19 protein-coding genes are annotated in these 20,934 nt (G+C 74.6%); 6 read left to right on the forward strand and 13 right to left on the reverse strand.

Features of this window, described 5'->3' with window-relative positions:
- Window positions 1–34: 34 nt before the first annotated feature.
- On the reverse strand, window positions 35–226 hold the full coding sequence (locus IEY78_RS00320; RefSeq protein ID WP_189095244.1) for a DUF6381 family protein: 192 nt from the start codon (window positions 224–226) through the stop codon (window positions 35–37).
- 441 nt (window positions 227–667) lie between these two features.
- Here IEY78_RS00320 and IEY78_RS00325 point away from each other — a divergent pair, with 441 nt between their 5' ends.
- Entirely contained in the window at window positions 668–1,669 is a 1,002-nt protein-coding gene (locus IEY78_RS00325; RefSeq protein ID WP_229699598.1) for a hypothetical protein, read from the forward strand.
- A gap of 133 nt (window positions 1,670–1,802) precedes the next feature.
- Here the strand turns inward: IEY78_RS00325 and IEY78_RS00330 are convergent, their stop codons facing one another.
- The 3 genes from IEY78_RS00330 to IEY78_RS00340 form a co-directional block, all read right to left on the reverse strand.
- The gene (locus tag IEY78_RS00330) at window positions 1,803–2,300 is read right to left on the reverse strand and encodes a DUF6328 family protein (RefSeq protein ID WP_189095245.1); all 498 of its coding nucleotides are present in this window, start codon (window positions 2,298–2,300) and stop codon (window positions 1,803–1,805) included.
- Between the two features lie 7 nt (window positions 2,301–2,307).
- Complete coding sequence (locus tag IEY78_RS00335) at window positions 2,308–4,854, reverse strand: ATP-dependent Clp protease ATP-binding subunit (protein ID WP_189095247.1); 2,547 nt, start codon at window positions 4,852–4,854, stop codon at window positions 2,308–2,310.
- 216 nt (window positions 4,855–5,070) lie between these two features.
- Window positions 5,071–7,299 carry an FUSC family protein gene (locus tag IEY78_RS00340; RefSeq protein ID WP_189095249.1) on the reverse strand — a complete coding sequence of 743 codons (2,229 nt, stop codon included), beginning with the start codon at window positions 7,297–7,299 and terminating at the stop codon, window positions 5,071–5,073.
- Between the two features lie 276 nt (window positions 7,300–7,575).
- Here IEY78_RS00340 and IEY78_RS00345 point away from each other — a divergent pair, with 276 nt between their 5' ends.
- Window positions 7,576–8,208 (forward strand): PadR family transcriptional regulator, encoded by a 633-nt coding sequence (locus tag IEY78_RS00345; protein WP_189095251.1) that lies wholly within the window; start codon window positions 7,576–7,578, stop codon window positions 8,206–8,208.
- 60 nt (window positions 8,209–8,268) lie between these two features.
- Here the strand turns inward: IEY78_RS00345 and IEY78_RS00350 are convergent, their stop codons facing one another.
- Window positions 8,269–9,246 carry an acyl-CoA dehydrogenase family protein gene (locus IEY78_RS00350; protein ID WP_189095253.1) on the reverse strand — a complete coding sequence of 326 codons (978 nt, stop codon included), beginning with the start codon at window positions 9,244–9,246 and terminating at the stop codon, window positions 8,269–8,271.
- Window positions 9,246–10,433: an acyl-CoA dehydrogenase family protein gene (locus IEY78_RS00355; RefSeq protein ID WP_189095255.1), complete on the reverse strand. Its 1,188-nt coding sequence runs from the start codon at window positions 10,431–10,433 to the stop codon at window positions 9,246–9,248. Before IEY78_RS00355 ends, IEY78_RS00350 begins: the two co-directional genes overlap by 1 nt.
- A 287-nt stretch (window positions 10,434–10,720) precedes the next feature.
- Here IEY78_RS00355 and IEY78_RS00360 point away from each other — a divergent pair, with 287 nt between their 5' ends.
- Together IEY78_RS00360 and IEY78_RS00365 are read left to right on the forward strand one after the other, a co-directional pair.
- Window positions 10,721–11,503 carry an SDR family oxidoreductase gene (locus IEY78_RS00360; RefSeq protein ID WP_189095257.1) on the forward strand — a complete coding sequence of 261 codons (783 nt, stop codon included), beginning with the start codon at window positions 10,721–10,723 and terminating at the stop codon, window positions 11,501–11,503.
- Between the two features lie 70 nt (window positions 11,504–11,573).
- Complete coding sequence (locus IEY78_RS00365; protein WP_189095259.1) at window positions 11,574–12,731, forward strand: acetyl-CoA C-acetyltransferase; 1,158 nt, start codon at window positions 11,574–11,576, stop codon at window positions 12,729–12,731.
- A 7-nt stretch (window positions 12,732–12,738) separates the two neighbouring features.
- Here IEY78_RS00365 and IEY78_RS00370 read toward each other — a convergent pair whose 3' ends face one another.
- The 4 genes from IEY78_RS00370 to IEY78_RS00385 are packed head-to-tail and all read right to left on the reverse strand — an operon-like array spanning window position 12,739 to window position 16,161.
- Window positions 12,739–13,791 carry an NAD(P)H-dependent flavin oxidoreductase gene (locus tag IEY78_RS00370; protein ID WP_189095714.1) on the reverse strand — a complete coding sequence of 351 codons (1,053 nt, stop codon included), beginning with the start codon at window positions 13,789–13,791 and terminating at the stop codon, window positions 12,739–12,741.
- 11 nt (window positions 13,792–13,802) lie between these two features.
- The gene (locus IEY78_RS00375; protein WP_189095261.1) at window positions 13,803–14,549 is read right to left on the reverse strand and encodes a CoA-transferase subunit beta; all 747 of its coding nucleotides are present in this window, start codon (window positions 14,547–14,549) and stop codon (window positions 13,803–13,805) included.
- Window positions 14,546–15,385: a CoA transferase subunit A gene (locus IEY78_RS00380; protein ID WP_189095263.1), complete on the reverse strand. Its 840-nt coding sequence runs from the start codon at window positions 15,383–15,385 to the stop codon at window positions 14,546–14,548. The genes IEY78_RS00375 and IEY78_RS00380 overlap by 4 nt, the downstream gene beginning before the upstream one ends.
- Window positions 15,386–15,387: 2 nt before the next feature.
- On the reverse strand, window positions 15,388–16,161 hold the full coding sequence (locus IEY78_RS00385) for an enoyl-CoA hydratase family protein (protein WP_189095265.1): 774 nt from the start codon (window positions 16,159–16,161) through the stop codon (window positions 15,388–15,390).
- 81 nt (window positions 16,162–16,242) lie between these two features.
- On the opposite strand from IEY78_RS00385, the gene IEY78_RS00390 reads away from it, so the two are divergent.
- Entirely contained in the window at window positions 16,243–17,037 is a 795-nt protein-coding gene (locus tag IEY78_RS00390) for an SDR family oxidoreductase (RefSeq protein WP_189095266.1), read from the forward strand.
- 119 nt (window positions 17,038–17,156) lie between these two features.
- On the forward strand, window positions 17,157–18,068 hold the full coding sequence (locus tag IEY78_RS00395) for an SDR family oxidoreductase (protein WP_189095268.1): 912 nt from the start codon (window positions 17,157–17,159) through the stop codon (window positions 18,066–18,068).
- 88 nt (window positions 18,069–18,156) lie between these two features.
- Here the strand turns inward: IEY78_RS00395 and IEY78_RS00400 are convergent, their stop codons facing one another.
- The 3 genes from IEY78_RS00400 to IEY78_RS00410 all read right to left on the reverse strand — a co-directional run bounded on the left by IEY78_RS00400 (window position 18,157) and on the right by IEY78_RS00410 (window position 20,915).
- The gene (locus IEY78_RS00400; RefSeq protein ID WP_189095270.1) at window positions 18,157–18,948 is read right to left on the reverse strand and encodes a uracil-DNA glycosylase; all 792 of its coding nucleotides are present in this window, start codon (window positions 18,946–18,948) and stop codon (window positions 18,157–18,159) included.
- 9 nt (window positions 18,949–18,957) lie between these two features.
- Window positions 18,958–19,647: a pyridoxamine 5'-phosphate oxidase family protein gene (locus IEY78_RS00405; protein WP_189095272.1), complete on the reverse strand. Its 690-nt coding sequence runs from the start codon at window positions 19,645–19,647 to the stop codon at window positions 18,958–18,960.
- 248 nt (window positions 19,648–19,895) lie between these two features.
- Entirely contained in the window at window positions 19,896–20,915 is a 1,020-nt protein-coding gene (locus tag IEY78_RS00410; RefSeq protein WP_189095274.1) for an SUKH-4 family immunity protein, read from the reverse strand.
- Window positions 20,916–20,934: the final 19 nt, after the last annotated feature.

A 20,934-nucleotide genomic window follows, 5' to 3' on the forward strand; every position in this document is an offset into this window, starting at 1 on the left:
TTTCCGGTCCGCTTTCCGGCGGGGCCTTGCGGCCTCACTCGGCGGGGTAGATGTCTCCGCTGGCCATTCCGCTTTCCTGCTCGCTCTGGGACGCCAGCCTGCGTGCCTTCTCCTGGAGCCGCTTGCGCTCCTCGGGATCGCCGGCGCGTTCCGCTGCCGCCTGCAATTCCTGGGCCTTGTCGCGCATCTGCTGGATTCGTCCGCGAGATTCTCCGCTAGGGCTCATGATCTCTCCTTGGACGGGGTGGGAGAGCCGCATTACCAGCACATCAGGCCCGGCAGCGCGCAGCAACCCCGGCGAGTCACCCTCCGTGAGGTACGGGATACCGCCGTCGGGCGTACCGGGGGAGGGGCGGACGCCACCGCACTGCCGGACCGGTCCAGGCGGGCGGCCGCGGACCCGGACCGGCCGCCGGTTCGCGGCCGCGGACCGCGGCACGCCCGGGCGTCACGGCGTGTCTCCACCGGATGGCCTTCCTGAATGGCGTGAACGGTCCGTAGGGACGTTGGCTGAATCACAGCACGCGCACAGTCCGCCGAGTGTCAGCGCTTCTGGTGTTTGACGCTCCCCCTCGTTCAGTGGAGTCCCTCCATGTCATCCGAACCAGCTCTTTGTGGGGGCGACGCCGAACTGTCCTCGACAGGAACCGGCGAGCACTTTCCGCCCATGACCCCTGAGAAAAACTCCGCCCGCACCCTTTTGTGGGAGGCGGTCACCCATCGGCCCCTGGAGGAAGTCGCCGCCCTCGTGGAACTGCTCAAGCGCAGTGGCGACGTTCCCAACCCCGGCGATGAAGCGCTGCGCATGGCGGTCATTTCCCGTCCCGTGAGCGAGGTCGCCGCGCTCTTCGACATGCTCCGCGCCACTCCGCACACCGCGGAATCGAGCAATGACGCCCTGCGCGCGGTGGCCACCGACAGATCCGTCGAGGAGGTCGCCCAGCTGATCGAGCTGTTCGACCGTACGAAGGCCGGCGACGGCTACCCCATGGACGACCACTTCCCGCCCGCCCACGGCGGCCCTGACGGCCCCGTCGGCCCCGGTGGGTACGGCGAACCGGAGCCCACCGCGTCCATGCACCTGCTCGACCCCGATGTGCGCCCCCTGGGCCGCGACGGCCAGCCGATGGCCCCCGGGCAGCGCGAGAATCCGCTCAACCCCCCGCAGCCGAACCGCCCGCCGTGGGCCCAGCGCACGGCCGGCATGCCGCAGGGCGGTCCGTGGTCCACCCCGGCCGAGGCATCCCGCCAGCCGGGCTACGCGGTCCCCGGCGTGCTGCGGTCCGTGCTGCGCTGGCCCGCGGCCGCGGCCCTGGCCCTGTGCGGGCTGGCGCATCTGCCGGTGAACGCCTCGCATCTGCAGGGCGCTCCGGCGGTCGCCGGGCTCTCGATGGCCATCGCGGTCATCTACCTGATGCTGGCCGGTCTGCTGGTGATGCGGGACACCGCCCTGGTCTGGACGGCGTGTGCCGCCGGGGCAATGATCATCATCGCCCTGCACGCGCTGTCCCGGGCCGGCGTCTTCGCCCCGCTGGGCAGCGGTCTGGGCGACACCGGCATGTGGCCCGAGATGCTCGCCGTGGCACTGGCGATCGTCAGTGCCGGCTTCGCGGGCGCCGCGCTGCTCAGCCGGCCGCGCCGCGTCGGCCAGGCCACCGCGGGTGCGTGAGTGCCCACGGCCCCACGGCCGACACCGGGCGCGGGCCGGGACCCTGACCGGGGTCCCGGCCCGCGCCCGTGGCCGCGCAGGACGCGGCCGCGCTGACGTGCCCGCGGACGACGAACCACCCCCCGGCGCCCGCTCAGTCCTTGGACGAGTACCGGTACAGGATCCAGGCCGGCAGCGCGAACCAGCAGATCATGAACCAGCCCACCAGCCCCGCCACGATCCAGGGGACGGCGGAGTCGTGCAGCGCGATGCGCAGGATCAGCAGCAGCGCGGAGGTGACCGTCGCCAGCAGGAGGACGATCCCGACCAGGGCCAGACGGGAGGCCCACAGCACCGTCTCGGACTTCAGCCGGTGCCCGGCCACCAGCCGGTGGAAGGTCACCGTGCCGACCAGCGCGCCGGTGGTGGCCGCGCCGAGCAGCACCGTCGTCACGTAGATGGCCCGGTCGGTCGGTGTGAGCGTGGCGAAGCGCGGGGTGAAGACGACGGTCAGCAGGAAGCCGAAGAGGATCTGCACGCCGGTCTGGATGACCCGCACCTCCTGGAGCAGCTCGGTCCACCGCCGGTCCGACCGCTCCTCCGGCGTCTCGTGGCGGCCGGGCGAGGTCTCCCGCGGCCCCAGCACTCCCACCGCGCGCCTACTTCTTCACTCCGGTACGGAACGCCAGCTCGTTGTCCTTGACCTCGACGCGCACCTCGTCCCCGGCCGACAGCGCACCGTCCACCAGCAGCCGGGAGAGCGCGTTGTCGACCTCCCGCTGGATGGTGCGGCGCAGCGGCCGGGCCCCGTATTCGGGCTGGTGGCCGCGGTGCGTGAGCCAGTCCACGGCGCCGGGGGTGAACTCGATGGAGATGTCCTGGGCGTGCAGTCTGCGGCTGGTCCCGTCGAGCAGCAGACCGGTGATCTGGCGCAGCTGGTCGTCGGTGAGCCGGCGGAAGACGATGATCTCGTCGAGGCGGTTGAGGAACTCCGGGCGGAAGTGCTCGCGCAGCGCGCCCAGCGCCCGCTCCCGCGCGCCGTCCCCGCCCTCCGCCCCGGAGACGTCCGGACCGAAGCCGAGCACGCCGCGGCTGCCGCTGAGCGCGTCGGAGCCGAGGTTGCTGGTCATCACGATGACGGTGTTCTTGAAGTCGACCGTGCGGCCCTGCGAGTCGGTCAGATGCCCGTCGTCGAGGACCTGCAGCAGCATGTTGAAGACATCGGGGTGGGCCTTCTCCACCTCGTCGAGCAGCAGCAGCGAATAGGGGTGGTGGCGCACCGCCTCGGTCAGTTGGCCCGCGTCCTCGTGGCCGACGTACCCGGGCGGAGCACCGACCAGCCGGCTGACGGTGTGCCGCTCCTGATACTCGCTCATGTCCAGCCGCACCATCCGCTCCTCGCTGCCGAACAGCGCCTCGGCGAGCGCCCGGGCCAGCTCGGTCTTGCCCACGCCGGTCGGGCCGAGGAAGAGGAAGCTGCCGATCGGACGGTCCGGGTCGGCCAGGCCGGCCCGCGAGCGCAGGATCGCCTCGGAGACGGCCGTGACGGCGTCGTCCTGCCCGATCACACGGGTATGCAGCCGGCCCTCCAGACCCAGCAGCAGCTCCTTCTCCTCCTGGGTCAGGCTGCTCACCGGCACCCCGGTCTGCCGGGACACGATCTCGGCGATGTCCTCGGCGCCGACCCGCACGATCCGGTAGTCGCTCGGCGGCTCCCCACGCTCGGCCCCGATCCGCGCGGTGAGTTCGGCGATCCGGTCGCGCAGCTCGGTGGCCCGCTCGTACTGCTCCGCGGCCACCGCCTGGTCCTTGTCCCGGGTCAGCTGCTCCACCTCGCGCTCCAGCTCGCGCACGTCGGTGGCCGCGGCGCCCGACCGCAGCCGCACCCGGGCACCCGCCTGGTCGATCAGGTCGATCGCCTTGTCGGGCAGGAACCGGTGGGCGATGTAGCGGTCGGCCAGCTCGACCGCGGCGAGCAGCGCCTCGTTGGTGTAGCGGACCTGGTGGTGCGCCTCGTAGCGGTCCTGGAGGCCGCGCAGGATCTCCACCGTGTCCGAGACGCTCGGCTCGGGCACCAGGAGGGGCTGGAAGCGGCGGGCGAGAGCGGCGTCCTTCTCGATGTGCCGCCGGTACTCCTCCAGCGTGGTGGCCCCGATGACGTGCATCTCCCCGCGCGCCAGGGCGGGCTTGAGCATGTTGCTCGCCTCCAGCGAACCGCCGTCCCCGCCGCCCCCGCCGGCGCCGACGACCGTGTGCAGCTCGTCGATGAAGACGATCAGCGAGCCGGGGTGCGCCCGCACCTCCTCGATGATGGCGTTCATCCGCTCCTCGAAGTCACCGCGGTAGCGGGTCCCGGCGACGACGGCCGTCAGATCCAGCGCCACGATGCGCCGGCCGGCCAGGGTCTCGGGCACGTCCCCGTCGGCGAGGCGCTGGGCCAGCCCCTCGACGATCGCCGTCTTGCCGACGCCCGCGTCACCGACCAGCACCGGGTTGTTCTTGCCCCGCCGGGACAGCACCTCGATGGTCTGCTCGATCTGCTCCCCGCGGCCGATGACCGGGTCGATCCGGCCCGCCCGGGCCAGGTCGGTCAGATCGCGGCTGAACTTGTCGAGGGTCGGGGTGTCGTGCTTCGGGGCGGCGCCGTGTTCGGCCCCGGAGTGCTGCGGTCCGTGGCTGCCCTGCGGGGTGGCCTGCGGATCGAAGTGGGCGAGGTTCAGGATGCGGCCCGCGGCCGATTCCGGGTTAGCCGCGAGGGCGTCCAGCACATGCTCCGGGCCGATGTACGAGGCCCCGTTGTCCCGCGCCAGCTCGTGCGCGCCCAGCAGCGCCCGCTTGACCGCCGGGGTGACCGCCACGCTGCGCTGCTTGGGCCCCTTGCCGGCGCTGCGGTCGATCTCGGCGGCCAGCACGTCCGGGTCGGTCCCCGACTGCCGGAGCATGCTGCGGGTCGGCTCGGCGCCCAGGGCGGCCCGCAGCAGGTGCTCGGTGCCGAGTTCCGGGCTGCCGTGCTCGGCGGCGTAGGCGGCTGCGGAGGTCACCAGGTCCCGGGCGGGCCCGCTCATCATGCGGGCGATGTCGGCCTGCGGTGGCGCGGATTTGCCCCCCTCGCCGTTCGTGGACGGCCCACCGCCGAAGAAGCGCGCGAGGAAGTCACCGAAAGAGTCCGGGCCGTAACCCTCCGGACCCACGAATCCATTGCTCATGTGCGTCCGTTCCGCCGCCGCGGCGCTCCCGCGGCCTGCTGCCTCGCCGGGTTCCCGGTGCGGGTGGCGCGTGCCCCGGCGGCCGGCCGGGGAGACGCGACGCCACCGCTGACACACGGCTCCACTGCTTCAGGATCAGGGGCAACACCCCCGTCCGCACCCGGGCCGGGCCGGAGCCCGCGAGCGGCACCCGCCCCGCGGCGTCCGCGGCCGCCCTCACATCTCCCGGTGGATGTGGCGCAGATCGGCGCCGAGCGCGTCGAGCCAGATCACCGAGTCGAGGAGGAGGGCCGCGGAGACCGCGCGGCGCTCCCGCTCCGGCCCGTGGTGCGGCACCGGCGGGGCGAGGGCCAGCAGGCCGCGGATGTCCAGGGGTTGGGGCCCGTGGTGCGGCGCGTCGCGGTCGGCACGCAGGCGGTCGGCGAGGGCGCGGTAGTCGGCCGCCGTGTGGTCGGCCGCGTGGTGCAGCCAGGCGCCGATCTCCTGCGGCACGATCCGGCCGGGCCGGCCGGGCAGCACCCGCCCGCCACGCCGCGCGTCCGCCCCGGCGACCAGCACCGCGGGCCAGTCCGGCTGCCCGGCGGGGTCCTCCCGCGGCTCGCACTGGTACTGGGCCAGGCTCTCCCGGGCGAGGGTCAGCGCCCGGTTGACGGCGAAGATGTCGGTGTTCCCGGCCCGTTCGACGACCTCCGTGGTGGTCTGGCCGATGGCGTCGGCGATGGCCGAGCACAGGGCCGCCATGCTCCGGCGCACCTCCCGGCCCGCGCCCCGCGGCCAGGCCACCAGCCCGCAGGCCAGCCCGATGACGCTGCCGACCAGCACATCCACCAGCCGCACCGGGGCCAGCTGCCAGGTGGACGGGGTGACCTGCGCGAACAGCGTGGCCACCACCAGCGTGAACCCGCCCTGCGCCCAGGCCAGCCCGCGCAGCGGCCCCGCGGTGAACGCCAGCAGCATGACCACCGGCAAAAGCACCGCGTACACCGTGTCCCGGTCGTGCACGGCCGCCAGCAGCCCGGCGGCCAGCACCGCGCCGACCAGGGTGCCCAGCAGCGCCTGCCGCACCGCCGACCAGGTCTCCAGCGTGGTGGTGCGGGTCAGGGTGAGCGTCGCCAGCAGCACCCAGAAGCCGTGTTGCAGGTCCAGGACCCCGGCGATGGCCCGCGCCGCGGCCAGGCCCAGCGCGAACCGGCAGGCGTTCTGGAAGATCACCGAGCGGGGGGTGAGGTGGATGGTCAGCCGCTGCCACCACAGCCGGGAGACGTGCACCCGCGCGTAGGTGAAGCTGTGCCCGGCCGGGCTGCGGTCGACGGTCCGGTCGCCGAGCAGCAGCCGGGTGGCCAGCACGAGGACCACGGCGCAGTCGGCCGCCTGCACCACCTGTGACCTGCGGCGCAGATAGACCAGCCGGTCGTCGGCGTCCAGCCGGTCCAGGGTGGCCACCGCCCGGTGGGCGCGGACGGGGGTCAGCTCCTCCTGCAGCGCCGCGGCCGAGGGCCCCTCGCCGGGCCGCAGCCGGGTGCCCCGCCGCAGGGCCGCCGCCGTGTCGCGCGCGGCGGCGGCGATGCGCGACAGCAGCGCGATCGTCTCCGGGTGGTACGCGCAATGCGGCCCGGACACCGTGTGCAGGGTCTCCAGCCGGGCCAGCAGCGTGCGGACGGCCTCGGCGGCGTGCGCCATGGCCTTGTGGGCGAGGGTGGGGGAGGCGGGCAGGTCGGCGGGCGGCACACACGACGGGCGGAGTGCCTCCCCGGCCCGGTGCGCCCGGGCCAGCGCCTGCCCGGGAAGCGGCCCGCCGTGGTGGTCGGCCAGGGCCGCGGCGGCGTCGACCGCGTCGGCCAGCAGCAGGCGGAAGGGCGGGGTCCGCGGCTCGGGCATCAGGAACCGCTGCGCCAGCGCGAGCAGGACCGCGCCCAGCAGGAAGCCGGTCAGCCGCTGGAGCAGGTCCTGCGGGGCGTACGGCGGGAAGCACGGGAGGATGTAGAGCAGCTGCATGCCCGGGGCCGCCCCGGCGATCCGCGGCCCGGTGGTGCCCGCGTACGCCACCAGGAAGCCGATGACGAGCATGCCGACGACGGCCGACCAGGTCTGCACGGCGAGCAGGGTGCCCAGCGTGATGAGCGCCAGCCCGGCGGGGATCGCGGTGAGGGTGGTCGCGGCGCGCTGCCGCCCCGACCCCGGGATCCGGGCCAGCGCGCCGAGCGACACCGCGGTGAAGGTGGCGTAGACCGACATCGGGGTCAGGTCGAACGCGTAGCGGCAGAGGTAGAAGGCCAGGCAGGAGGCGGTCGTCACCCGGACGGCGTTGCCGACCACCGAGCGGTGGGCGCGCAGGGCGTGCGTGCCGCGCTCGCGCAGGTGGCGCAGTCCGCCGAGCGCCCGGCCGGGTCCGCCGGCCGGGCGCCGCGGGCCGGACGGCGGGGAGCTTCCCTGCTGCGGGTTCACCTCTCCACTATTGGCCAGCGGGTCCGCCTCTGCACCGTGCGGGCGGCCGGACCGGGGGCGGAGCACGGTGCGGGGGCCGGGCCGGGGGCGTCCGGCTGCCCGCCGCGGGTGCCGGCGCCGCGGCCCGCGGCGCCTCCCGCGAACCCGTCCGGGCGTCGTGTGCCCACCACCCGCGTTGCACGACGCGGACCCCGGCCCCTCAGTAGTGCGCCGCCGGACGGGAGTTGGCGCGGTCCGCTCCGGTGCCGGACGGGCCGGGACCGTACACTGCCGACCGTGACGCAGAAGCGGGCGGACGTGGAGAAGACCGGCGAGACGGACCGATCGGCGTTGCCGGCGACCGGCTGGGCGGTGCTGGGACTGCTCTCCTTCGGAGACGAACTGTCCGGCTACGACCTCAAGAAATGGTCGGACCGCTCGCTGCGCTTCTTCTACTGGAGCCCCTCCTTCAGCCAGATCTACGGCGAGCTGAAGCGGCTGGAGAAGGCCGGATACGTCAGCGCGCGGAGCGTCGCCCAGGAGACCGGCCACCGCGACAAGCGGGTCTATGTGATCACCGACGAGGGGATGGCGGCGGTCCGCCACTGGGCGCGCGAGGCGCCCGTGGAGCCTCCGGTCCTCAAGCACGGGGTGATGCTGCGGCTGTGGCTGGGCCATCTGCTGGAGGCCGACCGGATGCGGGAAGTGCTGGGCCGCCACCGGGAGTACGCGGAGACCATGCGGCAGCGCGCCGAGACGGACGGGGCGGACACCCGCGCCGGGGAGGCCGGGGCTCCGCCCTCGCTGGTCGCGAAGTGGTCGCAGCGGTACTACGCCGCGGAGCGGGATCTGGCCGACGCGATGCTCGCCGATCTCACGGAACTCGCGGAACTCACCGATCGCGACGAGCGGGGTGGCCGCCGCACCTAGCCACGTGGCCGTTGCTCGCGGTGGCCCGGCGCCCCAACCCCCGGTCAGTCGGACGCCCGGTCAGCCGGCCAGCACGCGGCGGCGGCACTCGGCCGGTGTTCCCCAGGCGTCCCGCAGCGGGCGGGCCTTGCGGATCCACAGGGAGAGGGCCGGCTCCTCGGAGTACCCGAGGGCGCCGTGCAGCTGCAGTGCCGTCCGCGCCGCCGCGTGACCGGCCTCGCCCGCCGCGACCTTCGCCGCGGCCACCTCCCGGCCGGCCGACGGCGCGCCCGCGGCCAGCGCCGCCGCCGCCCCGTGGACCAGCGGCTGGGCGAACTCCAGCGCGATGAGGATGTCGGCGAGCCGGTGCTTGACCGCCTGGAACGAACCGATCGGCACCCCGAACTGGGTGCGCCGCGTGACATGCGAGACCGTCTGCGCCAGCAGGGCGCGGCCCAGGCCGAGGGACTGCGCTGCGGTGGCGAGCCGCGCGACGTCCAGGGCGTGCCCGGCGGCCGAGGTCACCGCCGGGCCCCGGGCGAGCACCGTCCCGCCCCGCGGACGGAACAGCCGCCGGGCCGGGTCGAGCGAGGCCTGCGCCGGGCCGTGGCCCTCGGCGCGGCGCACGGTGTCGCCCTCGACGACCAGGACGGCGTCGGCGGCGTCCGCGTCCAGGGCGTACGGGCCGTCGGCGCACAGGCTGACCAGCGCCTCGCCCGCGGCGATCCGCGGCAGCCACTCGGTGGCGGCGCCCGCGTCGAGGCGCTCCAGGAACGCGGCCACCGCCACCGTCTCCACCAGCGGCCCGGGCATCACGTGCCGCCCCAACTCGGTGAAGGCGACGGTGAGTTCGGCGGGCAGCAGCCCCATCCCGCCGTGCCGGGCGGACACCGCGAGCCCGAAGACGCCCGCCTCGGCGAGCCGTCCCCACAGCGCGCGGCCCGGCTTGTGGTCCCCCGCCGCCCAGGCCCGGGCCACGGCCGGGGTGTCCGAGGCCGTCAGCAGGCCGTCCAGCGCGCGGGCGAACTCCCGCTGCTCGGTGCTCGGCAGGAACCGCATCACCGGCGTCCCTTCGGCAGGCCGAGCAGCCGCTCGGCGATGAGGTCGCACTGGATCTCGTTGGTGCCGGCGTAGATCGGCCCGGCGAGCGAGAAGGTGTAGCCGTCGGCCCAACGCCCGTGCGCGGGCGCCTCGTCGGCGTCGTCGGCGAGCATCCCGGCCGGTCCGAGCAGGTCCAGGGCGGTCTCGTGCAGGGCGAGGTCCAGCTCGGACCAGAAGACCTTGTTCAGGCTGGCGGCGGCGCCGAGGTCGCCCGTGGGCGCGCCGTCCTCCCCGGTGGTGAGCCGGGAGGCCTGGGCGTAGCCGAACAACTGGTAAGCGCGGGCGCCGATCACCGCGTCGGCGACCCGGTCGGTCAGCGGACCGGCGACCTCCTCGGGGGCCTCGCGCCACAGCGCGGCCAGCCGCTCGGCGGCCGCCGAGAAGCGGCCCGGGCTGCGCAGCGTCAGGCCGCGCTCGTTGCCGGCGGTGCTCATCGCGGCCCGCCAGCCCTGCCCCGGCTCGCCGATGACGTCCGCGTCGGGCACGAACACCTCGTCGAGGAAGAGTTCGGCGAAGGCGGGCTTGCCGTCCAGCCGGCCCAGCGGACGGACCGTCACACCCGGCGCGTCGAGCGGGAACATCAGGTAGGTCAGGCCCTGGTGCGGCCGGGGGGTGTGCGGGTCGCTGCGGAACAGTCCGAAGGCGCGGTCGGCGAACGCGGCCCGGGACGACCAGGTCTTCTGCCCGCTCACGAGCCAGCCGCCGGCGGTCCGGACGGCCTTCGAGCGCAGCGATGCCAGGTCCGAGCCCGCCTCCGGCTCCGACCAGGCCTGCGCCCAGATGACCTCGCCGCGTGCCATCGGGCCGAGCAGGCGGGCGCGTTGGGCGTCGGTGCCGTGTGCGAAGAGCGTCGGGGCGAGGAGCTGGATGCCGTTCTGGCTGACCCGGCCGGGGGCGCCCGCCGCGTGGTACTCCTCCTCGAAGATCAGCCACTGGACGAGCGAGGCGCCGCGGCCGCCGTGTTCCTCGGGCCAGGAGACGGCCGACCAGCGGTCCGCGGCGAGCCGGCGTTCCCACTCCCGGTGGGCCGCGAACCCCTCGGCGGTCTCCAGCGACGGCAGGGGTGCGGCGGGGACGTGGCGGGCCAGCCAGGACCGGGCCTCGTCCCGGAACTCCCGTTCCGCGGCGGTGAATTCGAGGTCCATCACACCGCCGCCCGTCGTGCGGTGGGACCTGGCGCGGTGCGGGGGCGCGGCCCGCGGAGGGGGCGGGCGGCGGGTGGTGCGCGGTGTGTGCCGGGCCGGGGCTGGTGGTCGTGGGCGGCGGGCATCCGCACTCCTTCCCTAACAAGTGTTTGGTAGATTAACGTACCGTCAGGAACAGCGTCGAGGCCCCCGCCCCGAGAGCTCCCGGGCGAGGACCGGCGCGCCCCAGGGACCCGGTGGCACGCCCGCGCCGGGCCCGCACCCGGCCCCTCCCAGGAGGCTCGCGCATGACCTCGCCCCCCTACGTGCCCGGCCACCGGCTGCTCGACGGCCGGACCGCCGTCATCACCGCGGCCGCCGGCGCCGGCATCGGCGGCGCCACCGCCCGCCGCTTCCTCGAAGAGGGCGCCCGGGTGGTCCTCGGTGACCGCCACGCCCGCCGGCTGACGGAGAGCACCGAGGCGCTCGCCGAGGAGTTCGGCGCCGGCCGGGTGGCGTCCCTGCCCTGCGACGTCACCGACGAGGACCAGGTGGGCGCCCTGCTGGCGCTGGCCGAGGAGCGCCACGGCCGCCTCGACATCGTGGTCAACAACGCCGGGCTCGGCGGCACCGCCGACCTCGTCGAGATGACCGACGCGCAGTGGGACGCGGTCCTCGACACCACCCTGAACGGCACCTTCCGCTGCACCCGGGGCGCCCTGCGCCGGATGAAGGCGGCCGGGTGCGGCGGCGTGATCGTCAACAACGCCTCCGTCGTCGGCTGGCGCGCCCAGCGCGGCCAGGCCCACTACGCCGCGGCCAAGGCCGGTGTGATGGCGCTGACCCGCTGCGCCGCCGTGGAGGCCGCCGACCACGGCGTACGCGTCAACGCCGTCGCGCCCAGCCTCGCCATGCACCCGCATCTGGTGAAGGTGACCACCCCCGAGCTGCTGGCGGAGCTGACCGAGCGGGAGGCGTTCGGCCGCTACGCCGAGCCCTGGGAGATCGCCACCGTCATCACCTTCCTGGCCTGCGACTACGCCTCGTACATGACCGGGGAGACGGTGTCCGTCAGCTCCCAGCGCGCCTGAGACGGGGAGCGCCGGTCGGCCCTTGCGCGGCCGGCCGCCGGCTCCGCAGAATCGGAACCAGGAGACCACCATGTCCGAGGCCTATGTCATCGAAGCGGTCCGTACCCCGGTCGGGAAGCGGGGCGGCGGACTGTCGGCCGTCCACCCCGCCGATCTGGGCGCCCATGTGCTGACCGCGCTGATGGCGCGCAGCGGCGTCGATCCGGCCGCCGTCGAGGATGTCGTCTTCGGCTGTCTGGACGCGGTGGGGCCGCAGGCCGGCGACATCGCCCGGACCTGCTGGCTGGCCGCCGGGCTGCCCGAGCACGTGCCGGGCGTCACCGTCGACCGCCAGTGCGGCTCCTCCCAGCAGGCCGTGCACTTCGCGGCGCAGGCCGTGCTCTCCGGCACCCAGGACCTGGTCGTCGCGGGCGGGGTGCAGAACATGTCGCAGATCCCGATCGCCTTCGCCAGCCGCCGGGCCGCCGAACCCCTGGGGCTGGCCGACGGCCCGTTCGCCGGCTCCACGGGCTGGCGGGAGCGCTACGGGGACGCGCCCGTGGACCAGTTCCACGGCGCCGAACTCATCGCCGACGCCTGGCACCTCTCCCGCACCGACATGGAGGAGTTCGCACTCCGTTCGCACCAGCGCGCCGTCCGCGCCCTCGACGAGGGCCGCTTCGACCGCGAGACCGTCCCCTACGGGGAGGTCGCCGCCGACGAGGGCCCGCGCCGCGGCACCACCCTGGCGCGGATGGCCGCCCTGCCGCCGGTCGTCCCGGGCGGCCGGCTGACCGCGGCGGTCTCCTCCCAGGTCTCCGACGGCGCGGCCGCCCTGCTCCTGGCCTCCGGCCGGGCCGTGGCCGCGCACGGCCTGACCCCGCGGGCCCGCATCCACCATCTGTCGGTGCGCGGCGAGGACCCGATCCGGATGCTGTCCGCACCGATCCCGGCGACCGCGTACGCGCTGGAGAAGGCGGGCCTGTCGATCGGCGACATCGACCTGGTCGAGATCAACGAGGCGTTCGCACCAGTGGTCCTGGCCTGGCTGAAGGAGACCGGCGCCGACCCGGAGCGGGTCAACGTCAACGGCGGCGCCATCGCCCTGGGCCATCCGCTCGGCGCGACCGGCGTCCGGCTGATGACGACGCTGCTGCACGAACTGGAGCGGACCGGCGGCAGGTTCGGCCTCCAGACCATGTGCGAGGGCGGCGGCCAGGCCAACGTCACCATCATCGAACGACTGTGACGCTCCGTCAGGACGATGAACCCGGCAGCCCGGCCAGCGTGGTGTGCGCCTCGGACATGATCCGTTCCACGAGCTCCGCGCAGGACGGCAGATCCTCGATCACCCCCGCGACCTGCCCGGAGGCCATCACCCCCAGGTCGGTACGGCCCTCGACCATCGACGCCCGCAGCAGCACGGGGGTGTTGGCCGCGAGCAGGACCTGACTCCAGGTGAGGTCCCTGCCGTGCTTCATCGCCAGCCCGTCCCGGACCATCTGCGCCCAGCTCATGCCGGACAGCTTCCGGAACGCGGCGGCCCGGCGCAGCGCGTGCAGCAGCGCGGCGGTGCGCCCGGAGCGCTCCAGCGTCTCGACCAGCTCGCTGCGCAGCATCCGGTGCGGCATGCCGTCCACCTTCGTGGTGACCGTGATGTCGCCGACGGCGGCCGCCAGATAACGGGCCTGGACGGCCGGCGGCACGGTGCTGTCCGACGTCAGCAGGAAGCGGGTCCCCATGGCGATCCCGGCCGCCCCGTAGGCCAGCGCCGCGACCAGACCCCGGCCGTCGAAGAAGCCGCCCGCGGCGATCACCGGAATGTCGACCGCGTCCACCACCTGCGGCAGCAGCACGCTCGTGGCCACACTCCCGGTGTGCCCGCCGCCCTCGCCGCCCTGCACGACGACCGCGTCCGCGCCCCAGGCCGCGACCTTCTCGGCGTGGCGGCGGGCCCCGACCGAGGGGATGACGACGACGCCCGCGTCCTTGAGCCGGGCGATCAGCTCACGGGACGGAGCCAGGGCGAACGAGGCGACCCGTACGCCCTCCTCCACGAGGATCCGCACCCGCTCACCCGCATCGGCCGCGTCCGCCCGCAGATTGACCCCGAACGGGGCCCGGGTACGGGACGCGACCTCGCGGATCGCCGCCCGCAGCTGCCCGGTGGTCATGGTGGCCGACGCCAGGATCCCCAGGGCGCCCGCCTCGGCCGCCGCCGACACCAGCCGGGGCCCGGCCACCCAGCCCATGCCGGTCTGCACGAGCGGATGCCGCACCCCGACGAGCCGGGTCAGCGGCGTCTCGATCCGGTGCTCCGTCATCCCTGCGGCACCTCGCGCTCGCGCAGCCCCTCGGGATCCAGCTCCGTGCGGATCAGCCGGAGTTCGGCTGCGGTCGGCTCGCGGGTGTCCGGCACCTCGCCGGGCAGCGCGAGCGGGAAGCCGGTGGCCTCCTGGACCTGCCCGGCGGTCACCCCCGGGTGCACGGAGACCAGCCGCATGGTGTGGTCCGGGGTCGCGAAGTCGAAGACCCCGAGGTGGGAGACGACCCGCGGGATGCGGTGGTAGCGGGTCGCGGACGGGCCGGCGGCGGCCGCGCTGTCGTAGCCGACCCCGCAGATCATGTCGACCCGCTCGACGAAGACCCGCGCCGAATGCTTCGGCACCCAGTAACTCACCGGATTGTTCAGGGTGTTGACGGGAGCGCCGCGCACCCCGAGGAGCTGGCGGGACGGCCGGTGCCAGTCGCCGATGCAGGAGATGTTCTGGTTGCCGAAGCGGTCCAGCTGGCTCGCGCCCATCATCACGTGCCGCTTCCCGCCGGTCACCAGGGCCAGGTGCCGGCGGTAGGGCAGCCAGCCCTCGGCCGTCCCGTCCGGACCCACGAGCGTCGCCTCCCCGTCGGTCAGCAGCAGGTCGGGGGAGAAGGTCCGCCGGGCGAGCCGGGCGCCGAGGGAGGGGATCAGGCCCATCGGGCTGGCCAGCACCTCCCCGTTGTCGCGCCAGGCCTCGGCGCAGGCGATCACGCAGTACTCGGCGCGGGTGGCCGCGGTGGTCGGGCTCACTGCTGCTCCTCGTGCCAGGTCTGGACGGCCGACTGGTACGCCTTCTCGTCCCCGGACAGGAACCGCTCGGCGAAGTGCGGCCAGGGCGTGGTGGCGTACAGCCGTTGGAAGGCCTCGTCCCGGTCGTGATCGGGGACGCAGGAGGTGAAGTGCGCCCCGTTCGGGGTCTCGACGACGCCCGCCACCGTGTGCCGGCTGACCAGCAGGGTCTGCGGGGCGGCCGCGCCGAAGTCGTCCACCAGCCGTTCGCAGGAGACATAGGCCTGGTCCGCGGCCTGGCAGAACAGATCGTCGAAGTACGGGTCGGGGCCCAGGTACTGGCCGTTCCCGAGCCGGTCGGCGCGGTTGAGATGGACCAGCGCCGCGTCCATCCGCAGCGCCGGTACGGCGACGAAGGTCTCCCCGTCCTCGTACGGCGAGGTCACCGTCCGCAGCTCGGGGTTGACCCGCATCACGTCCGAGCCGAGACCGGCCCGCACGGGGAGGAACGGCAGCCGGTGGGCGGCGGCGGTCAGGCCCCACAGGAACATCGCCTCGTCGATCTCCGTCAGCGCGAACGCACCGCGCTCGCGCGCCGCGCGGTAGTGCGGCTCCAGAGGGATCGAGTCGAGGGTCACGAACGCCGCGATGAGCCTGCGGATCCGGCCCGCGGCGGCGAGCAGACCGACATCGGGGCCGCCGTAGGAGATCACGGTCAGATCGGTGATGTCGGAGCGCAGCAGCGCCCGCACCAGCGCCATCGGCTTGCGGCGCGCGCCCCAGCCGCCGATGCCCAGGGTCATCCCGCTGCGCAGCCGGGAGACGACGTCCTCGGGTGTCATGGTCTTGTCGGTCACGGTCAGCCTTCCTTCGCCGGTGCGCCGGACGGTGCGCCGAAGGTGTCGCGGACCCGGTCGGCGACGCCGCTGAGGTTCGCCTCGAAGGTGAAGCCCTGCTCGAAGCGGTAACTGCGGTGCACGTCCACGGGGTCGATGCCGTTGATCGCGGCCTTGGCCAGGCGCAGCAGCGCGCCGTCCTTCCGGGCGATCTCCCGCGCCAGATCCAGCGCGGCGCGGCGCAGCCCGGCGCGCGGGACGACCCGCCACACCGAGCCGTGCGCCCGGAGTTCGTCGGCGGTGGCGGTGCGCGAGGTGTAGTAGAGCGCGCGCATCAGATGCTGCGGGACCAGCCGGGCCAGATGGGTGGCCGCGCCGAGCGCACCGCGGTCCAGCTCCGGCAGCCCGAAGGTGGCCTCCTCGCTGGCCACGATCGCGTCCGCGTTCCCGGCCAGCCCGATCCCGCCGCCCAGGCAGAAGCCGTGCACCGCCGCGATGACGGGCACCTCGCAGGTGTAGACCGCGGAAAAGGCCTCGGCGCAGCCGCGGTTGACCCCGACCAGGGCGCCGTGGCCGCCGGCGGCGGTGTCGCGCTGCAACTCCTTGATGTCGACACCGGCGTTGAAGCCGCGGCCCTCGGCGGCGAGGACGACACAGCGGATGTCCGGGTCGTGGCCGGCGGCCCGTACGGCGCCGGCGAGGTCGTACCAGCCCCGCACGGGAAGGGCGTTGACCGGAGGGAAGTCGACGGTGACCACGGCGATACCGGGGTCCGGCCTGGAGGTGGAGACACCCATGGGCGGATCAGCTACCTTTCCACCAAGCGTTTGTTAGGTAGCGAAGTTAGCAGCGGACCGCGCGCTGCGGGAGGGTGCCGAGTGAGCCTGACCCTCGATCTGTCCGGACAGCTCGCCGTGGTCACCGGCGGCACCCGGGGCGTCGGCGCCGGCATCGCCCGCGCCTTCCTGCGGGCCGGCTCCGACGTCGTGATCTGCGCCCGCCGGCCACCGGACAGCCCGGTCACGGCGGCCGGCCGCAGTGCCCGCTTCCACCCCGTCGACCTGCGCGAACCCGAGGCCGTCCAGGCACTCTTCGCCCGCGTCGCGGCGTCGCACGGCCGGCTGGACTGCCTGGTGAACAACGCCGGCGGCACCCCCTACCGGCTGCTCGGCCAGGCGGACGCCGCCCGGCACGCCCGGGTCGTCGCCCTCAACCTCCTGGCGCCGCTGACCGCTTCGCTCGCCGCGTACGAAGTGATGCGGCAGCAGCCGGCCGGCGGCGCGGTCATCATGATCGGCAGCGTCAGCGGCACCCGCCCGTCGCCCGGCACCGCCGCCTACGGGGCGGCAAAAGCAGGGCTGGAGAACCTCGCCCGCTCCATGGCCGTCGAATGGGCACCCCGGATCCGCGTCAACACCCTCGTCCTCGGCATGGTGCGCACCGAACTGTCCGCCCTGCACTACGGCGACGAGGCGGGCCTCGCCGCCGTCGGCGCCACCGTCCCGGCCGGCCGGCTCGCCGAACCCGCCGAGATCGGCGACGCCTGCGTCTTCCTCGCCTCCGACCGCGCCGCCTATCTGTCCGGCGCCAGCCTGCTCGTCCACGGCGGCGGAGAGCGCCCCGCCTTCCTCGACGCCGCCACCGTCAACCACCCCACCCCGGGGGACCCGTGACGCGGACCGGCTGGACCTCGGCCCCGGCCCCGACCGACGGGGACCGGCCACCGCCGCCCGCCCCGCCGAAGCCCCCGCACCTCCCCTCACCCGTACCGAAGCCGCCAAGGAGAACCGATATGACCGGAATCTGCGCCGGACGGGTCGCCGTCGTCACCGGAGCCGGCCGCGGCCTGGGCCGGGCCCATGCGCTGGCCCTCGCCGCGGAGGGCGCCCACGTCGTGGTGAACGACCTCGGGGTGGCCGCCGACGGCGCCGGCGCCTCGGCCGGACCGGCCCAGCGGGTCGCCGACGAGATCCGCGCGCACGGCGGCCGGGCCGTCGCCCACAGCGGCGACATCACCACCACCGACGGCGCCGCCTCCCTCGTCGCCACCGCCCTGGACACCTACGGCCGGCTCGACACCCTCGTCAACAACGCCGGATTCCTGCGCGACCGGATGCTGGTCAACCTCGACGAGGACGACTGGGACGCCGTCATCCGCGTCCACCTCAAAGGCCACTTCCTGCCGCTGCGGCACGCCGCGGCGCACTGGCGGGCCGAGGCCAAGTCCGGCCGCACTCCCGCCGCCCGCGTCATCAACACCGCGTCGGGCGCCGGGCTGCTCGGCAGCGTCGGACAGGGCAACTACTCCGCCGCCAAGGCCGGGATCATCGGCCTCACCCTCGTCGCCGCCGCCGAACTGGCCCGCTACGGCGTCCAGATCAACGCCATCGCGCCGGCCGCCCGCACCCGGATGACCGAGCGGACCTTCGCCGCGACGATGGCGGCCCCGGCCGACGGGGAGTTCGACGCGATGGCCCCGGAGAACGTCTCCCCGCTGGTGGTCTGGCTGTCCTCCGCCGACAGCGCCGGCGTCACCGGCCGGGTCTTCGAGGCCGAGGGGGGCCGGATCACGGTGATGGAGGGCTGGCGCCCCGGCCCCACCGAGGACACCGGGAGCCGCCGGACACCGGCCGGTGCCGGCGAGGCCGCCCGGCGGCTGCTGGCCACCGCCGAGGAGCCGGGACCGGTGTACGGCGCACGGTGACGGTGCGGGCCGGGCGCTCCGTGCTTCCCTTTCGTCTCGCATCCGGCGGTCACCGACCGGTCCCACGGAGCCCCGGCCCGGCGGCGACTCAGCCGCCCGGACGCTCCAGCCCCGCGAGCCCGGCGGCGCGCGTGAGCAGTTCGACGAGCATCTCGAAGGTGAGCCGGCCGGTGAACGTGTTGCGCTGGCTGGGGTGATAGCTGCCCAGCACCTGGAGTTCCCGCCTGCTCCCCGTCGCCGGCAGGGTCAGCCGTACGCCGTGGCCGAACGCGGGCCGGGGGCGCGGCAGCGGCCACCCCGCCTCGCCGAGCACCGGCAGCAGCGCCTGCCAGCCGAACGCGCCCAGCACCAGCACCGCACGCAGATGGGGGCTGAGGAGTTCCAGCTCCGCCGCCAGCCACGGCCGGCAGGTGCGGCGCTCGTCGGGCGTCGGCTTGTTGTCCGGGGGAGCGCAGTGGACCGGCGAGGTGACCCGTACCCCGTACAGCTCCAGGCCGTCGCCGCGGTGCGTCGCGGTGGGCCGGGAGGCGAGGCCGACGGCGTGCAGCGCCGCGAACAGGAAGTCGCCGGAGGCGTCCCCGGTGAACATCCGGCCGGTGCGGTTGCCGCCGTGCGCGGCCGGTGCCAGCCCGACGACGGCCAGCGGCGCGTCCGGCGGCCCGAACCCGGGGACCGGGCGCGCCCAGTACTCCCAGTCCCGGAACGCCGCACGCGGCCGCGCGCCGATCCGCTCCCGCCAGTCCACCAGCCGGGGACAGGCCCGGCACTGGATCAGCTGCGCGTCGAGCTCCGCGAGCCCGCCGCACCGCCCCGCGTGATAGGCGGGAAAGGCGGCCTCGTCGCTGCCCGGCGGGGTCGGCGAAGCTCCGGTCTCGTCCATGCGTCCACGTTAGGCCGGGGACGCGGCACGGGCCGTGAGGTGCGCCGGAGGGGCGAGGTCCGCGGGGAGCGCCGGGTCCGGTTCGAGCGCACCCCAGGTGGTGTGCAGCGGCAGCACACCGGCCCACAGGCCGAGTGCGGCGTCCGGGCCGTCGCCGTCGTCCGGCGGTCCCGTCCGGATCTTCACGGACGCCTCGTCGAGGGAGAGGGCGAGCAGCGAGGTGGCGGCGAGTTCCTTGCGGCTCGGGCGCCGGGCGTAGTCCCACTGGCCCGGCGCCGCCTGTTCGGTCAGACAGCGCAGCCCGGCGAGCTTCTCCTCCGGGTCGGTGACCGGGCGGGGCGTGCCGTGGACCATCGCGCTGCGGTAGTTGACCCCGTGCTCGAACACCGAGCGGGCCAGCACCAGCCCGTCGACATGCGTCACGGTGACGCACACGCCGGCGCCGGGCGAGGCGATCAGGCTGCGACTGGCGACCGACCCGTGGAAATACAGCGTGTCGCCGTCCGCGCCGTAGACCGTGGGCACCACCATCGGCGTGCCGTCCACGACCACGCCGAGGTGGCACAGGAAGCCCGCGGCCAGCACGGCGTCGAGCGCGCCACGGTCCAGGCTGCCCTGCTCACGCAGCCGGCGGTGGCGGGTGCGCGCGGTCTCCGGCAGCGTCCGGCCGGGTGAGGGGGAGGGGGCGGGGGAGGTCATCACGGCCCTTCCGAGGGGTGCGGGTCACGGACCGGGCACCGCACGGCGGCACGGCCCACCAGGGGCACGCCGACCACCGGGGCATCCGGCCCTGACTCCGGATCCTACTGATCCCATTCCCGCATCGCCAGATCGCGCGGGAATCCGTTGCCGCTATCCAGCGAATCAACGGATTCCGCACATCGGTACATCGTGAGGTCGGTGCCGAGATCCGGCCCGCCCTCGGCCCGCCCTCGGTCAGGCCTCGGTCAGAGCAACCCGTCCCACATCTGCTCCACGATCATGGCCCACCAGCGGGCGGGCCCCGCCAGGCTCTGCGGGTCGAGCGCGGCCAGCTCTTGCTGGAACCGTGCGGTGTCCTGGGCGGCGGCGGCCGGGCCCATCCCGCGCCGCGCTGCCCAGTGCCGCTTGAGCAGGGCCAGGCAGCGGGCGAAGGACTCCAGGTCGGAGTTGACGAACGAGGCCCAGCCCGAACGGAGTTCGACGGCCCACACCTTGCCCGTCGCCGGCTCGACGCAGATCTCCCGCCCGAAGTCCTCGCCGATCCGGAGGTAGCCGTAGGAGTCGTAGGACTCCTTGAGATGCGGCTTGAGGGGGTCGCCACTCAGCTCGGCCCAGGTCGGCAGATCCACCGCGGCCGGGGACGTGGGCGCCATCCGGAAGAAGGGCGCGAACTCCGACGGCAGCCCGGTCCCGGTGAGGACCTCGACCGCGGACTCGGGCAGCGCGCTGTCCGCGAGCTCCTCCGCGCCGCGCCGCACCACGGCCTCCGCGCCGAACGCGTCGAGCACCTCGCCGCGGGCCGCCGCGGGACCCACGGACACGGGGGCCGCCGCGCCCTCCGGCCGGGGCGGCAGGGGCAGCCGGCCGGGACGCGCGGCCAGCGGCTTGCCCTCACGGCGGGCCAGGCCGGCGGCGTGCTCGTACAGCTTCTGCTGGGCCCTGGCCCGGGAGCGGGCGTCCGTGCCGTAGTCCACGGTGTGGCTGACCTGCACCCGCGGCCAGGAACGGACGACCAGCGCGGCGCAGTTCCCGCCGGGCAGCGCGCACGCCTGCAATTCGGTGTACAGCTCCACCACGTCCTCGGGACGGATGCCCAGCTGTGCGAGGTGGTCGATCAACTGCCATTCGGGGTGCGGGCGTCCCGGACCGCTGCGGGCCAGCTGCGTGTGCTCCGCGCCCTCGCCGTCGAGATACCGGCACACCGCGGTGTACCCGATGCCGGTGCCCAGCGGGGCCCCGCCGTCGTTCGTGTGATTGCTGCTCATCTGCAAGAGTCCCTTTTAC

The sequence above is a fragment of the Streptomyces kronopolitis genome (assembly GCF_014646275.1).
Lineage (GTDB): Bacteria > Actinomycetota > Actinomycetes > Streptomycetales > Streptomycetaceae > Streptomyces > Streptomyces kronopolitis.

What these genes read in the sequence shown, in the direction of transcription:
- IEY78_RS00355 (WP_189095255.1), bottom strand. Translation starts at nt 10,433, where the DNA reads ATGGACCTCGAATTCACCGCCGCGGAACGGGAGTTCCGGGACGAGGCC.
- IEY78_RS00320 (WP_189095244.1), bottom strand. Translation starts at nt 226, where the DNA reads ATGAGCCCTAGCGGAGAATCTCGCGGACGAATCCAGCAGATGCGCGAC.
- IEY78_RS00400 (WP_189095270.1), bottom strand. Translation starts at nt 18,948, where the DNA reads ATGGACGAGACCGGAGCTTCGCCGACCCCGCCGGGCAGCGACGAGGCC.
- IEY78_RS00360 (WP_189095257.1), top strand. Translation starts at nt 10,721, where the DNA reads ATGACCTCGCCCCCCTACGTGCCCGGCCACCGGCTGCTCGACGGCCGG.
- IEY78_RS00335 (WP_189095247.1), bottom strand. Translation starts at nt 4,854, where the DNA reads ATGAGCAATGGATTCGTGGGTCCGGAGGGTTACGGCCCGGACTCTTTC.
- IEY78_RS00395 (WP_189095268.1), top strand. Translation starts at nt 17,157, where the DNA reads ATGACCGGAATCTGCGCCGGACGGGTCGCCGTCGTCACCGGAGCCGGC.
- IEY78_RS00410 (WP_189095274.1), bottom strand. Translation starts at nt 20,915, where the DNA reads ATGAGCAGCAATCACACGAACGACGGCGGGGCCCCGCTGGGCACCGGC.
- IEY78_RS00325 (WP_229699598.1), top strand. Translation starts at nt 668, where the DNA reads ATGACCCCTGAGAAAAACTCCGCCCGCACCCTTTTGTGGGAGGCGGTC.
- IEY78_RS00365 (WP_189095259.1), top strand. Translation starts at nt 11,574, where the DNA reads ATGTCCGAGGCCTATGTCATCGAAGCGGTCCGTACCCCGGTCGGGAAG.
- IEY78_RS00350 (WP_189095253.1), bottom strand. Translation starts at nt 9,246, where the DNA reads ATGCGGTTCCTGCCGAGCACCGAGCAGCGGGAGTTCGCCCGCGCGCTG.
- IEY78_RS00385 (WP_189095265.1), bottom strand. Translation starts at nt 16,161, where the DNA reads ATGGGTGTCTCCACCTCCAGGCCGGACCCCGGTATCGCCGTGGTCACC.
- IEY78_RS00405 (WP_189095272.1), bottom strand. Translation starts at nt 19,647, where the DNA reads ATGACCTCCCCCGCCCCCTCCCCCTCACCCGGCCGGACGCTGCCGGAG.